Source organism: Thermodesulfobacteriota bacterium (assembly GCA_040757775.1).
Lineage (GTDB): Bacteria > Desulfobacterota > UBA8473 > UBA8473 > UBA8473 > UBA8473.
Genome location: JBFLWQ010000001.1, coordinates 18,239 through 32,549 on the forward strand (window position 1 = coordinate 18,239; position 14,311 = coordinate 32,549).

The 14,311-nt window shown below is 41.9% G+C and carries 17 protein-coding genes; 10 read left to right on the forward strand and 7 right to left on the reverse strand.

Annotated elements, in window-relative coordinates; translation table 11 throughout:
• Positions 1 to 111: 111 nt before the first annotated feature.
• Together fusA and AB1401_00100 are read left to right on the forward strand one after the other, a co-directional pair.
• Positions 112 to 2,187 carry an elongation factor G gene (gene fusA, locus AB1401_00095; GenBank protein ID MEW6613862.1) on the forward strand — a complete coding sequence of 692 codons (2,076 nt, stop codon included), beginning with the start codon at positions 112 to 114 and terminating at the stop codon, positions 2,185 to 2,187.
• 12 nt (positions 2,188 to 2,199) lie between these two features.
• Positions 2,200 to 2,805, forward strand: a complete 606-nt coding sequence (locus AB1401_00100) for a hypothetical protein (GenBank protein ID MEW6613863.1) — start codon at positions 2,200 to 2,202, stop codon at positions 2,803 to 2,805.
• Between the two features lie 7 nt (positions 2,806 to 2,812).
• Here AB1401_00100 and AB1401_00105 read toward each other — a convergent pair whose 3' ends face one another.
• Both AB1401_00105 and AB1401_00110 read right to left on the reverse strand, forming a co-directional pair.
• A complete protein-coding gene (locus tag AB1401_00105; GenBank protein MEW6613864.1) occupies positions 2,813 to 3,568 on the reverse strand; it encodes an ABC transporter permease in 756 nt (251 codons plus the stop codon).
• On the reverse strand, positions 3,565 to 4,557 hold the full coding sequence (locus AB1401_00110; GenBank protein ID MEW6613865.1) for an ABC transporter substrate-binding protein: 993 nt from the start codon (positions 4,555 to 4,557) through the stop codon (positions 3,565 to 3,567). Before AB1401_00110 ends, AB1401_00105 begins: the two co-directional genes overlap by 4 nt.
• Before the next feature lie 399 nt (positions 4,558 to 4,956).
• Between AB1401_00110 and AB1401_00115 the strand changes: the two genes are divergently transcribed.
• The gene (locus AB1401_00115) at positions 4,957 to 5,409 is read left to right on the forward strand and encodes an MOSC domain-containing protein (GenBank protein ID MEW6613866.1); all 453 of its coding nucleotides are present in this window, start codon (positions 4,957 to 4,959) and stop codon (positions 5,407 to 5,409) included.
• Position 5,410: 1 nt separating this feature from the next.
• Entirely contained in the window at positions 5,411 to 5,806 is a 396-nt protein-coding gene (hisI, locus tag AB1401_00120) for a phosphoribosyl-AMP cyclohydrolase (protein ID MEW6613867.1), read from the forward strand.
• 16 nt (positions 5,807 to 5,822) lie between these two features.
• Here the strand turns inward: hisI and AB1401_00125 are convergent, their stop codons facing one another.
• From AB1401_00125 to AB1401_00140, 4 genes are all read right to left on the reverse strand, one after another.
• On the reverse strand, positions 5,823 to 7,007 hold the full coding sequence (locus AB1401_00125; GenBank protein MEW6613868.1) for an acyl-CoA dehydrogenase family protein: 1,185 nt from the start codon (positions 7,005 to 7,007) through the stop codon (positions 5,823 to 5,825).
• A 17-nt stretch (positions 7,008 to 7,024) separates the two neighbouring features.
• Entirely contained in the window at positions 7,025 to 8,161 is a 1,137-nt protein-coding gene (locus AB1401_00130; GenBank protein MEW6613869.1) for an acyl-CoA dehydrogenase family protein, read from the reverse strand.
• A 135-nt stretch (positions 8,162 to 8,296) separates the two neighbouring features.
• Entirely contained in the window at positions 8,297 to 8,419 is a 123-nt protein-coding gene (locus AB1401_00135) for a hypothetical protein (protein ID MEW6613870.1), read from the reverse strand.
• On the reverse strand, positions 8,416 to 9,744 hold the full coding sequence (locus AB1401_00140) for an integron integrase (GenBank protein ID MEW6613871.1): 1,329 nt from the start codon (positions 9,742 to 9,744) through the stop codon (positions 8,416 to 8,418). Before AB1401_00140 ends, AB1401_00135 begins: the two co-directional genes overlap by 4 nt.
• Before the next feature lie 259 nt (positions 9,745 to 10,003).
• On the opposite strand from AB1401_00140, the gene AB1401_00145 reads away from it, so the two are divergent.
• The 6 genes from AB1401_00145 (at position 10,004) to AB1401_00170 (ending at position 13,526) form a co-directional block, all read left to right on the forward strand.
• A complete protein-coding gene (locus AB1401_00145; protein ID MEW6613872.1) occupies positions 10,004 to 10,471 on the forward strand; it encodes a hypothetical protein in 468 nt (155 codons plus the stop codon).
• A gap of 173 nt (positions 10,472 to 10,644) precedes the next feature.
• Positions 10,645 to 11,055 (forward strand): hypothetical protein, encoded by a 411-nt coding sequence (locus AB1401_00150; GenBank protein ID MEW6613873.1) that lies wholly within the window; start codon positions 10,645 to 10,647, stop codon positions 11,053 to 11,055.
• 106 nt (positions 11,056 to 11,161) lie between these two features.
• Positions 11,162 to 11,497, forward strand: a complete 336-nt coding sequence (locus AB1401_00155; protein ID MEW6613874.1) for a type II toxin-antitoxin system RelE/ParE family toxin — start codon at positions 11,162 to 11,164, stop codon at positions 11,495 to 11,497.
• Positions 11,494 to 11,793, forward strand: a complete 300-nt coding sequence (locus AB1401_00160; GenBank protein MEW6613875.1) for an addiction module antidote protein — start codon at positions 11,494 to 11,496, stop codon at positions 11,791 to 11,793. The genes AB1401_00155 and AB1401_00160 overlap by 4 nt, the downstream gene beginning before the upstream one ends.
• A 160-nt stretch (positions 11,794 to 11,953) precedes the next feature.
• Complete coding sequence (locus AB1401_00165; GenBank protein MEW6613876.1) at positions 11,954 to 12,793, forward strand: metallophosphoesterase; 840 nt, start codon at positions 11,954 to 11,956, stop codon at positions 12,791 to 12,793.
• Between the two features lie 97 nt (positions 12,794 to 12,890).
• Entirely contained in the window at positions 12,891 to 13,526 is a 636-nt protein-coding gene (locus tag AB1401_00170; protein MEW6613877.1) for a DedA family protein, read from the forward strand.
• Positions 13,527 to 13,544: 18 nt separating this feature from the next.
• Here AB1401_00170 and AB1401_00175 read toward each other — a convergent pair whose 3' ends face one another.
• Positions 13,545 to 14,294, reverse strand: a complete 750-nt coding sequence (locus AB1401_00175; protein ID MEW6613878.1) for an MBL fold metallo-hydrolase — start codon at positions 14,292 to 14,294, stop codon at positions 13,545 to 13,547.
• Positions 14,295 to 14,311 lie beyond the last annotated feature (17 nt).

Below are 14,311 nucleotides of genomic sequence, written 5' to 3' on the forward strand. Positions count from 1 at the left end.
GTCAATGCTTTTATCAAGGATATTTCTATTTAGGCTTGACTTTTCAAAACGAAGTAAAATAGAATGACCTTTTTAAAAAATCGACACCCATTGTTTTGAAAAGGAGATTTCATGAAAAAGCTCGAGGTGAATAAACTTAGGAATATAGGTATTGTAGCCCACGGTGGAGCCGGAAAAACTTCCTTAGCAGAAGCGATGCTTTTCAATGCAAAGACAACTGACCGCATGGGAAGAGTTGATAATGGAACCTCAATAATGGATTATGAACCTGAAGAGATAAAGAGAAAAATTACCATCAGTTCATCCCTGCACCATTTTGGTTGGGAAAAACACAAGGTGAATATAATAGACACCCCTGGAGATACAAATTTTAGTAACGACGCTAAAAACTCTCTATATGTGGCAGATGGGGCAGTAGTGGTTATCGATGCAATCTCAGGCATAAGAGTACAGACTGAAAGGCTCTGGCAGTATTGTGATGAATTCAGACTTCCCAGAATAATCTTCATAAATAAGATGGACAGGGAAAGGGCATCTTATTCCAACCTTCTTGATGATATAAATAAAATCCTTGGAAAGAAAGCAGTAATTACTCACATCCCGATCGGTGCAGAAGAGTCCTTTAGAGGTCTTATAGACCTGATGAAGATGAAAGCTCTGGTTTATGAAAACGACGGTAGTGGAAAGTATACTGAAAAAGAAATCCCTGGAGAACTCAGCGAGGAGGCTATAAATTTGAGGGGAAAGATGATAGAAGATATAGCAGAGACATCAGACAAGTTATTGGAAAAGTATTTAGAAGGGGAAAGTCTGAGCTCTGAAGACATGTATCAGGGGTTGAGGGAGGGAACACTCGATATGAAGTTCGTCCCTGTAATATGTGGTTCAGCCTTGAAAAATATTGGAGTCCAACCCCTGATGGATGAGATTGTTCACTGTCTCCCTTCCCCACTGGAAAAGGGGGAAAATAAAGGCAAAAATCCCACCACAAAGGCGGAAGATGTCCGTAAGCCTAATGAGGAAGATCCTTTCTCTGCCCTGGTTTTCAAGACAATAGCTGACCCTTATACAGGAAAATTAACATTATTTCGCATCTATTCTGGCACTATGAACTCTGATTCAACGGTATACAATTCTTCCAGGAAAGTAAAAGAAAGAATTGGACAGATATTTCAGATAGAGGGGAAAAGTCAAAAACCAATAGACTCTGCCGGTGTTGGCGAGTTAGTGGCAGTGGCAAAACTTAAAGATACCAGTACAGGAAACACCCTCTGTGATGAAAATGCCCCTATAACCTTTGAAGGAGTTACCCCTCCACCACCAATAATATCTTTTGCTATTGAGCCAAAGACCAAGGGAGATGAAGAAAAGGCTACTATATCCTTAAATAAGCTTATAGAAGAGGACCCTACTATCAGAATTCATCGGGATGAACAGACCAAAGAAATCATACTATCAGGAATGGGGCAGGTTCATCTGGAGGTTATCTTAGAGAAGTTAAAGAGAAAATTCGGCGTAGAGGTAGGGTTAAAATTGCCCAAAGTTCCTTATAAAGAGACAATCCGTGGAAAAGCAAAGGTACAGGGGAAATACAAGAAACAGTCCGGAGGGAGAGGACAGTATGGAGATGCATGGTTAGAGGTGGAACCCATGCCCAGAGGAGCAGGTTTTGAATTCGTCGATAAGATAGTGGGGGGCGTAATCCCCAGACAGTATATCCCGGCAGTAGAGAAGGGGATTATTGAGACCATGAATGAGGGTGTAATGGCAGGATACCCGGTAGTAGATATCAAAGCTTCATTGGTCTTTGGGTCTTTCCATACTGTGGACTCATCTGAGATGGCATTTAAGATAGCCGGTTCTATGGCATTTAAGAAAGGATGTCTGGAAGCCGGCCCGGTTCTATTGGAACCTGTCATGAATATGAATATTACCGTTCCAGATGAAAATATGGGCGACATTATTGGAGACTTAAACAGCAGGAGAGGCAAGGTTTTGGGCGTGGAAGGAAGGGATAATAGCCAGATAATAAAAGCCCAGGTCCCTATGGCTGAGGTCTTAACGTATGCCCCTGATTTGAGTTCAATGACAGGAGACAGAGGAACGTTTACTATAGAGTTTTCTCATTATGAGGAGGCGCCGGCACATATCAGCGAAAAGGTTGTCACAGCCGCCAAAAAAGAGTAAAGCAAGTTAGTTATGAGCGAAGATTTCAAGGATAATACGGATAAAGAAAATCCAGCTAAGGATACCAAACGTATCTCTGATCTTGAAACTCCAGAAGAAATCACAGACCAGGATACAGAGAAAGAGGGAATAGAGAAGGAAGAGGGAGAGAAAGAAGGTGAAGAAGGAGAAGAAGGGGAAGAAAGGAAAGAAGAGAAAAAGTTCCTTAGCTTATATCAGAGGGTTCAGATAATGTCTGTTCCTGAAAAGATTCAACTTGCCCTTAAAGGAGATAAAGAGGCAAGGAGTCTCTTGATCAGAGACCCGAATAAACTGGTGTCAACTGCTGTAATAAAGAGCCCCAAAATATCAGAGAGCGAGATTCAGCAAATCGTTCAATCAAGAAGTGTAACCGATGAAATCCTGCGGATTATAGTTCAGAACAGAGAATGGATGAGTAAATACAAGATAAAGGTAGGGTTAGTTAACAATCCTCTAACTCCCCTTACTATATCTTTGAATATTTTGAATAACCTACGGGAGCGGGATTTACGCCTCTTGTCTAAAAATAGAAACGTCCCAGCCGCCTTATCCAGAACAGCAAAGAAATTATGGGACGAGAGGTCAAAACACCAATAGGGATAACCTACCTCCATCTAAGAAGCCCTGCTTCTACCAATCTCAGTACCCTGTCCATCAGGTATCCCAATAATCCTATTACCACCATCCCGGCCAGAATATCATCAGGTCTTTGGATATCCCGCGCTGTCATAATCATATAACCCAACCCATAGCCCGTTTTAACCCCTGTGAATTCAGCTGCTACTAATGTCATCCATCCAATACCCAATCCAATCCTGAGTCCTGTTAAGATTAAAGGCATAGCCCCTGGCGCTAAAACCTTAAATAGGACTTCCTTTTCTTTTGCTCCTAAACTACGGGATGCCTCAACCAGTAAAACATCCACAGATACTATTCCAGCCATGGTGCTCAATAAAATTGGAAAGAATGCCCCTAAGAATATTATAAAGGCTGCCGATTTTATACCAATCCCAAACCATAATACTGAAATTGGTATCCATGCAAGAGGTGGAACAGGCCTTAACATCTCTATTATAGGATCCACCATCCTTTTAAGGGGTTTTGACCAGCCCATAACTATGCCCAGGGGTATACCGATCATTGCTGCAAATAAAAAACCCCAGAAGACACGATTTAGACTCTCCAGTATGTGCTGCATAAGTCTGTACCCCGGTGGTAACCCCACTATTAAAAGATCTCTAATCCCCAAAAGTACATCTGCCGGAGATGGGCATTTATACCTTGGAATGACACCAAAGTAAGAAAGAAGCTGCCAGACAACTATCATACCAACCAATAATATATATCTTGAAAGCCTCATCTCTTTATAATCTCCTTAAGAATCCTTGAGTCAATAAACGTGCGGGTAAAGGTCTTTGGGCTTGTTATCTTTATATAACCAAGCCTATTCAAAAAATCCACATATTCTACTTCACCTTCTATGCTAGGTTCATAGTCAAACTCTATATTCTTCACAGCCTGCCTGATTGTGACTTCATCCATTCCGGTATACTTCATTCCTATCTTTACAGCCTCTTCAGGGTGGTTTTTTATATAATTCGTTGCATCCACGTGGACCTTTACTATCTTTCTTACCAATTCAGGGTGTTCCTCCATGAATTTTAAGTCGGCCACCAATACACAACAGGGGTGATGTTCCCAGATATCACGAGAAGTTACGAGTATCCTCCCTATCCCTTTTGTAACGGCTTTTGCTACATGGGGCTCCCATGCAATAAAGGCATCAATATCTCCTGCTTTCAATGCCCATATCATCTCCGGGGGCTTAATCACTATGATTTTTACTTCATTAAATCCTAAACCATTCCTGATTAATGTCTTTCTTAAGAGAAAATCCTGTACTGTTGAGAAGCCCGGAATGGCAATGGTCTTTTCCCGAAGGTCATTGATACTCTTGACATTAGAGGCTCTATTCACTACCACCGCTGACCCTTCCTTATTGGCCTGAGCCAAAACCCTTACATTGGCTGTGTTATTGGCTACAGATGTTGTCGCAGGGGCTTCGCCTACATAACCAACATCCAAACTGCCTGCAGCGAATGCACTCACCTCCTCCGGTCCAGCCTTAAAGATACCACCAATCTCCATGCTAACACCTTCTTTCTTAAAAAGACCCCTTTCAAAAGCAACAAAAGCGGCTAGCTGATGCAAATCGCTCTGGAGGTACCCCATCCTTACTTTTACCTCAGTTTTATTTTTGCCTGTACACGAGAGGAGTAAAACTGGCAAGAAGAGTAATATTATGGTTATTACAAGATATTTAAAGTTCCTGTTATTAATACAACTCATTTTAAAAACCTCATTGCAGATAAGCTTTCAGTTCTTCCTCAGTTATCGGTTGCCAGTTGTCAGCGATCAGCCATTTTTCCTTTTTCCTGATCCCCGTTAACTGGAATCCGTGAACCGTTACAAGAATACAGAAAAAAGGATTGAAAGGCAAATTATTTCCACCCTAAAAACCCGGCAAATTATTCTTGACATTGCCTGATGATGACATATACTTCCATCAGCTTTTGACCTCTTTTGGAGTTCTGAGTAGCTAATGCCAATTTGCCTTCATTTAATGTAATTATGTCGGGCGAGACGCCCAACCTACTCAACGGTAGGACAGGTGTTCCGCCTGTCTGTAATATTAATGAAATAAAAGTAGTATAACATACGATATGTCAAAGGAAAGAGTTAATGCTCATGGAGAATAATCTTACAACAGGAAGGGTGATTGCTGTCTGCATCAGCAAAGATAAGGGCACCAGGAAGGAAAATATAAACAGAGGCAAAGTAATCAAAGGCTTTGGCTTTGAAGGCGATGCCCATGCTGGCAATTGGCATCGTCAGGTCAGTCTGCTATCTATTGAAAGTATCCAAAAGATGAGAGAAAAAGGGTTAGATGTTGGTCCTGGAGATTTTGCTGAAAATATAACCACACAGGGGATTGATTTATTAAAGCTACCCATTGGAACGAAACTCACCGTAGGCAAACATGCCTTACTGGAGGTAACCCAGATTGGCAAAGTCTGTCATACCAGGTGCGCTATCTTTTATGAGGCTGGCGACTGTGTGATGCCAAAGGAAGGGATCTTTGCAAGAATACTGACAGATGGCATAATAGAGATTAAGGATGAAATAAAGGTGGTGAGGTGATATGAGATTAGTATATGAGATAAAATTTGATGAAAAGGGGCTGGTACCAGCCATTATTCAGGATTACAAAAATAATGAAGTGCTAATGCTTGGTTATATGAATAGAGAGGCAGTCAGTAAAACCTTAGAATCTGGTAATGTTCATTTCTGGAGCCGCTCGAGAGGCAAGATGTGGGTTAAAGGAGAAACCTCAGGGCATACACAAAAGGTCATGGACATATTCTTCGACTGTGACATGGATACGATACTGGTAAAGGTAGATCAGAAAATAGCAGCATGTCATACTGGATACAGAAGCTGTTTTTATAGAAAGGTAAAGGGCAATAACTTAATAATCTGTAGTAAAAAAGTATTTGAGGAGAAAGAGGTCTATCAAAAGTCAACTGCTATCGGCTAAAGCCGATACAATAGCTCTATTTACGGGGCAACTTAAGAACCTGGGTTGCTATCACTGTTCGTTGGATCTCTGAAGAGCCGCCCCAGATAGTCAAACTCGCTGAGTTGATCCAGCCCATGGTTGCCTGATGTATGGAATTATCAAACTCCTCAAGGTTATACCAGGACTGGCCATAGGGTCCTACCGCCTCTATATTCAAGTCCATTACACGCCGATAAAGTTCGGAACCATAAACCTTTAAAAATGATGCCTCAGGACCAGGTGCCGAGCCGACCTTTAACTGCGACAGTATTCGGAAGAAGGTATATAAAAGGGAGTTGCAGTCTACCTCCAATGCGGCCAATTTCCTCCTGAAAACGGGATCCTGCATCAGTGGTTTCCCTCTATAAATGGTTTTTTCTGAGTTTTTACGGACTGTCTCGATGGCATAAATCAGTTCGCCTACTGGAAAGGCGTTTAACCGTTCATGTTGCAGGAGCGCCCCTGCAAGTTTCCAGCCTTCACCCATCTTACCCACCAGATTCTCTCTCGGGACACGAACATCATCAAAGAAAACCTCACAGAAAGGCGCATGGTCCGTCAGTGCCTCAATAGGGCGTATAGTTATGCCAGGGGTTTTCAGATCTGCAAGCAAGAAGCTGATACCTTCCTGCTTTTTTCCGGATGAATCAGTTCGCACAAGCAAGAAAATCCAATCCGCATGGTCCGCCATGCTTGTCCAAGTCTTCTGCCCGTTGAGAACAAAGTAATTCCCTTCAGGGACAGCCTTCAAATTCAGACTTGCCAGGTCCGATCCCGCATTGGGCTCTGAAAATCCCTGACACCAAATGGTCTTACCGGACAACATGTCGGGAATGAATCTATCCTGTTGTTCTTTGGTTCCATGCTGTAACAGCAACGGGGCTAACATTCCGAGCGAAACGAGTTTGGTTTTAAGCCTGGGCGCACCGCAATGGCTATACTCATAATTGAAGATAAATTGTTCTGTCTCACTGAAACCTGCACCGCCCATTTCTTTAGGAAACTCCGGAGAAATCCACCCTTTTTCATAAAGAGTCTTGTGCCACTTAAACATCAGATCATGTTCAAGGGTACTTCCGCCAAGTGTTTGGTCTTTAACATCAGGGGGGGTATTCTCTTCAAACCATTTCCTCACTTCCTCCCTGAATCTTTCTTCATCACTCGAATAGGAAACTTTCATCTTTTTAACCCCCTCAATTAATAACCGCTTAGTCTTGTATACCGATCGAGATGATAATCGGTATCCCCAAAAAGGATTTCAGATACCTTTGCCCGCCTGAGGAAAAAACCGATATCTCCTTCATTCGTGAATCCAATTGCTCCAAACAGTTGAACAGCCGCCTTGGTTATCTCTATATAAGCGGAAGAACACTTTGCCTTTGCTATGGATACTGCCAATGCCCTCTCGTCGGTCTTTTCGTCTATTGATGCAATGGCATAATATACAGAAGAGACTGCCAATTCCTTCTGAATAAACATGTCTGCTGTCTTGTGCTGAGGCGTCTGGAATGTCCCGATCGGCTTCCCGAACTGCGTCCTCTCGGAAAGATACGCAACCGTCAAATCGAGACTGGATTTCATTCCTCCGACCATCTCCGCACAAATGCCTGCAGTTGCCTGATCAATTGCCTCAGACAGCAACGGATATCCCCGGCCCACTTCACCGATGACATTGCTCCCAGAGACTGAGACGTCTCTTAATTCCATGATACATGCATTACGTCCATCCATTGTCTTCAAAGGAGTAATCTTTACTCCGGCATCATGGGAGGAAACCATAAAAAGGGTAATGCCGTCTTTATCTGCCACTGACCCGGATGTGCGGGTTGAAACCACGAACCTGTCAGCGGAGAGGCCGTCGAGCACGAATATTTTCTTGCCCGAAATGAAATATGCATCGCCTCTTTGCTCGGCTGAGGTTGCACAGAAATTGATATCGTATCGTCCATCATCTTCAAGATATGCGGCGGTTATCATCAAGTCACCGGAAACCACCCCGGGTAACACCTCATGCTTTTGCGATTCGGAACCACCCATCAGCACAAGGTTTCCCCCCAGCAATACATTTGATATCCAGGGTTCCGGCAACAGTCCTCTGCCGAATTCTTCCAACAACACCATTACAAAAGCAAAATCCAGTTCAAGCCCACCATATTCTTCAGGGTATATAAGCCCCATCCACCCCAGTTCGGCCATTTTTTTCCATACCTCTTTGGAGTATCCCAACGGATCATTACGCAGTGTTCTCAAACGATCAAATGAATGGTCCTTTTTGACGAAGGAGGCAACACTCTCCTTCAAACTTAGGTGTTCACTACTGAGTTCAAAATCCATACTTTATCCCCTCTATCTATCTCCTACTTAATTATATTGTTCTCTTGCTCAAGTACTCCTCGTATTCTTTACCTTATATTTATTTTCAACCAGAAAGAAAGTCAACACTTTTTTAACTGAAATTCTCTGAGCTTTTTAAATTAAGCCCTTTCCTGCTTTCTTTATCAGCCACTTGGTATTCTCCATTAAGCCCAGAGCGTGCCGGAACTGGGGATTGAAATCAATGGCCGCAGTGTTTTGAACTTTTCCTGTCATCATATCGTATCACCGTTTCCATGTTCAGTCTGCTCCTCCCTGTGGCGTAAGAGGGTATCCAGCGGACTCATCGGCGCTTTCGACATATTCCTGAGGACATGGGTATAAATCATGGTCGTTTCAACGTTCTTGTGACCGAGAAGTTCCTGAACCTCGCGGATGTTAACACCGTTCATCAAAAGATGGGTAGCAAAACTGTGGCGCAGGGTATGGACACTGGCATGCTTCACAATCCCAGCCTTCCTTACCGCCCCTGCCACTATTTTCTGAATTGAACTGGGACTGATATGGTGACGGCGCACCTTGCCGGACCGAGGATCAACGGAAAGCGAAGCGGCGGGAAAGACATACTGCCAGCCCCATTCTTTTGCCGCGTTCGGATATTTACGGTCGAGAGCTTCCGGCAGATGTACCTCACCGTAACCCTTCTCAAGGTCTTTTTCATGAATCTTCATCACGTGACACAGATGTTCTTTCAGGCTTTCTTTAACCGCTTCGGGCATAACGGTCATCCTGTCTTTATCCCCCTTGCCTGCCCTGACAATAATGGAATTTAATCCGAAATCAATATCCTGAACCCGCAGCCGTGCAAGCTCCATTAACCTCATACCTGTACCATACAGCAGTTGAATGATGAGCAGATCCTTGCCCCCTAATTTGCTAAGCAGTCCTTTGACTTCTTCCTGTGTCAGCACTACTGGTATCTTGGGCCCCCTTTTGGCGCGCACCGTTTTGCTGAGATCATGAAGATTAATCTTCAGCACGTCCCGGAATAGAAACAGCAGAGCATTGAATGCCTGATTCTGAGTGGATGATGATACTCTTTGCCTTATGGCAAGGTGGCTCAGGAAATCCCTCAGATCCGTCTCATCAGCTCCGTCTTTTTGCCAATGCTTACCTTTTGTACCTGTCACGTAATTGTAAAACCGCTTGAACCATTCCATATAGCTCCGTTCTGTACTGTATGCATAATGCTTGATTCTTAAAGCCTCCCGGAGTTTCTGCCGTGTTCCCTGGTAATCAGGAAATCTGTTCTGAGAAATGAATTCCGCATTTGGTGATAATAACGATGTGTCACCGGAAAGAAAATGATTGATATAAAGCCTGATAGCGTTATCTGCCTGTTCCACCTGCCAGCCCTGCAACTTCTTTTCTCTTTCAAGGGAGTCAAGAAATATCTTTATTCTTAAATCCAGGTTCTTGTCCTGATGCTCATTGGAAAAAGAAAGGAACTTACTTGCCCAGAGGGCATAAAAAGGAACATGGACTTTCAGCGCCAGTTTATATTCAACAAGATATTTTTGGAAATCGGGCAAAATATTGGTCACTGAACAGCCCCTTGATAAAAGGATGATTTTATGCGGATTACGTTTTTTATGATAATAAACATATCATCGGTATATTTTCAAGAATAATTTTTGACTTTTATTAGCAGTAGGTATAAAATTCATTAAAGTTATGTGTGTCAGTACGGGAATTAAGTATTACGTATTTTAATCGTTGTGTGTGAAATAATAAAGGCAAAATGGCATAATAAAAAATCATTAACCAGGCACCTATACTAAACCCAATACAGAGGTAATGCCAATGCTTGAGTTTTTTATTGCCCTTCCCATTGGAGCAATTATCGGATGGATAATTCGTGAAATTGTTAGCGATCGGTTGGCTCGTGATAGAGCCTTGGAAGCTATTGACGCTACCCATCGAAACGCCATTGAGCTTATTCATATCAACAATAGAAAACTTGCTGGGATGCGTTTGCGTGATGCTTTTAATCCTGAACTTGCCAAACTCCAACATTCGGAGAAATACCACTTTCTTCAAATTCCCCACATATTGAAAGTTGCCCTTGAAAGGCATCAAGCTGCAATTAATGAATTTAGGTTTTTCCTTGAAGGGGATGAACTCGATTCCTTCAACAAAGCATGGGATGAATATCATTGCGACCGTTATACACACAAAACAGACCTTGATAAACATATGCCATTGTCTGCTAAAGACATTCAAACATCCATAAGTCAGATCCAGGCTATTCTTAAATTTACAGAGAATTAAATACATAAAATACCTCACACAACCTGTTAATCCAGCCGATTCGCTATCGCTCACGGCTGATTACCTTGTTACACAAAATGGAACATATTCATAATTTCACCGAGACAGAACAAAGAATTCTTTCTGATATCCGACGGTGTCTTGAGTCCGTCCGAGGGATTACCAGCCAGGATGTGACATCTGCTACCGACGGTGCCAGTGTCTTGAACAAATTACGACAGGTCGCATACGAAGACATTAACCAAATACAGCATGAGGAAATGATTCTAAGAGCTGCACGTTTGCTTCAAAGCACGGAGTTTCCCGATCAGCAGATTGACTGGTACTGGAACCCCCGCCAAACTGGCGATAATTCGGAGCCCGACCTAAGAGCCATCAGAGGCGGTGAAATAGTGATTTCCGCAGAAATTACTGCTTCTGAAAAGCCCGTAGGGACAATCGATACGCATATACGCGACACCCTTACAAAATTAAATAATATGCCGGGGCGGAAGTTTTACTTCGTGCGGACTGCATCGATGGAACAACGAGCCAAGACGAAAGTCGAAAAAGGCAGATATGCAATTGAAATCAAAAGGATTTGACAACCCAACAAAGCAATCCAGCCGATCGCTTACAGCTCCGGCTGATTTTACTCGTACGCCCTAATAAAACACTTGACATTTGTTGTTTTAAAGCTACAATATAGTTATGGGTGATTCCAAAATAGAACTTCTCGAATATTTAACCGAAGACGGAGAAAACCCCTTCCATAACTGGCTTAATTCACTGAAAGATCGATTCGCACGTGCGCGGATTCGAGTTCGATTGAATCGTGTAAGACTTGGAAACTTTGGTGATTGCAAACCTGTTGGAAAAGGAGTGAATGAGTTGCGAGTGGATTATGGTCCAGGATATCGGGTTTATTATGGAAAATCGGAGACGACCATCGTGATTTTACTATGCGGAGGTTCTAAAAAATCTCAGTCAAAAGATATTCAGTTGGCTCAAGCATATTGGGCCGATTTCCAAAGGAGAGCAAAATGAAAAAAGTAACAGAAAAATACGAAACTAACCTCAGAGAAGATCTTCTCGATCCTGTTGAGGCCGCAGAATATTTAAATGCCGCATTGGAAGATGGTTCCCAGGAAGTGTTTTTAATGGCGTTAAAAGACGTTGCAAACGCAAAGGGCATTTCTGAAATAGCACGAGAAACGAAACTGAACCGTGAAAATCTTTATCGAATTCTTTCAACACAAGGTAATCCAAAATTAAAAAGTTTGAGTTCTGTTCTTCATAGCGTTGGGTTGAAACTGTCCGTTGAAGTAGAAAATCAAGTTTAAGCACTATTTGGCAAACATATTGCTTCAGCCGTCCTCGTAAACTCGGCGGATGAACTTAAGCGTTGAGCCTGTAGAAAAACCCTGGATTTCTCCAATAATTACTTTATTAGACGGCAGATTTATGGTACCATCACTACAATAATATGAAGGCAGACTGGCTATGAAGGTACTTTACACATCCGATCTCCATGTAGATGAGGAACACTACCAAAAACTCCTTGAGCTACAGAGAAAACAGAGGGTAGACCACCTCATTATTGGTGGAGACTTGATCCCAAACAGACCTGGTTTTCATGACCGCATTTATAACCAAAGGGACTTTATAAAGCAGTTCCTTTATCCCTATATTTCAAAACTAAAAAACACTAAACCAAACCTGGGTATTTATCTAATGATGGGGAATGATGATACAGCAGCCAATATGGACCTTCTTGAGGGAATGGAAAAGGAAGGAATAATAAACCTTCTTCACAAAAGACATCATATTTTAGATGCAGAAATTCACCTTGTGGGATATGGATATGTGCCTATCACGCCTTTTTCCCTAAAGGACTGGGAAAGATTTGACACTAATGATAAGGTGGTTGCCGAAAGTCCCCGAAGATCTTTTCTGAGTACTAAACATGGTATGAACCAGATAGACCTCTATGAGGTAATAGGGAAAGAAAAAACCATAGAAGAAGACATGAAATTCTTAGCCCATATAAGCGACCCCAAAAAGACCATATATGTTATGCACGCTCCTCCTCATAATACCGCTTTAGATAGACTTTTCAACGGAACCTCATGTGGAAGCAAATCAATAAGAAATTTCATTGCGAAGCATCAGCCTTATCTCACCCTTCACGGTCACATTCATGAATCACCTATGATTTCAGGGATATTTATGGAAGAGATAGGAGATACTATCTCTATCAACCCGGGACAACGACAAGACAGATTACATGCTGTTGTATTTGAAACAGGAGACGTTAAGGGAACTCTTGATTATTTTCACTAGTTTGAAAAATTCTAACAAAAATGCTTGCCAACTCAATTTAAATCTGTTTAAATATTAACCTATACTTCTATAAAAATAATTAAGGGGAATATACCTAATGGTCAGTAATCCAGGAGTATTAGATATTTTATTCCTTTTTCTGGCAACTCATTCTGAACTTTTCATATATCTTGCTTTATTTTCTGTTCTGATTTTAGCTGGTTTGGGGGTACCTATACCAGAAGATGTAGCTCTCATTGGAGGTGGATTCCTGGCATATGGTGGCTTCAGCAACTTAACTATTACCTTTATAGTCTGTTTTTTCGGTGTTATACTGGGAGATATTGCAGTATTCTCTATGGGAAGAAGATGGGGTGATAGCGTAATAAAACATCGCCATTTTGTGAGGGTAATCTCTGAGAGAAAGCTAACTCACGCAAGAAACTTTTTTAAGGCACATGGTAGCAAGACAATTTTCATGGCACGATTTATCCTGGGGTTCCGTGTCGTTGCCTTTGTTACCGCAGGGATTCTAAAGATGAAGGCGTCTCATTTTATTACTATAAACACCCTGGCTGCTTTGATAAGTGTTCCAGTACTGGTATTCATAGGGTATTTATTTGGTGCAAATATCGACGTAGTAATCAAAGTAGTTAAGAGAGCGGATGTGCTAATCATTATCTCTCTCTCTTTAGTGATAGGTTTAACTGTAGTATATCACATTTGGAAGAAGAGAAAGAAAAGCAGTCTATAATATACCTCACATACACGCCTATTTCAGAACCTTCACCCTTGACAAAAGGTCATCACCGCATACAATAGGGTAGCCATGCCCGGGGTAAAGACTTTTCACTTTGAGATAAGCCCTTATATCATTAAAAGATCTCTTTATCTGGTTGTAGTTACAGCAAAAAAGGTTTAATTCCCCTTTTCCATCCATATTCAGAATAGTATCACCCGAAATAAGAATATTTTTCTTTTCATGCCACAGACAGGCACTGTCAGTGGTATGCCCTGGGGTTGAGATAACCCTCCAATCCAGGGTATAGGGTATAGTGTCACCATCTCCGAGCCAATGATGAACCTTGTACCTCACAGATACCTTTTCTCTCAAGAATGGTAAAGGTATCCCCACTTTATCATCCAGTTTAATTTCGAGAAGAGATGGGATGTGACGGTCCAATTTCAAATATACAGGAGGAAGATTCCCAAACCATGCTCCAACAGGAGGAATGCATATCTTTTCTTTTCTATTGAAAAAATCTTTGACCTTTTTATAGAAAGCCACTTCAGCGCCAGGTAATTTATCTAACAGGTATGATATCCCTGATACATGGTCTATATGAAAATGGGTTGAGAATATAACGATCGGGCATTTTTCCTTAGGAGAGAGCCCATCAATGCATCTAACTATATTTTTCACCTCTTCAGAAGATCCCACGTCAACAAGGATTAAAACATCTTTCTCTGAAATAAGATAACAATTTGAGAATCCACCGCTTATTAAAGTTACATAATCCACTAAACAATTTCCTTTAA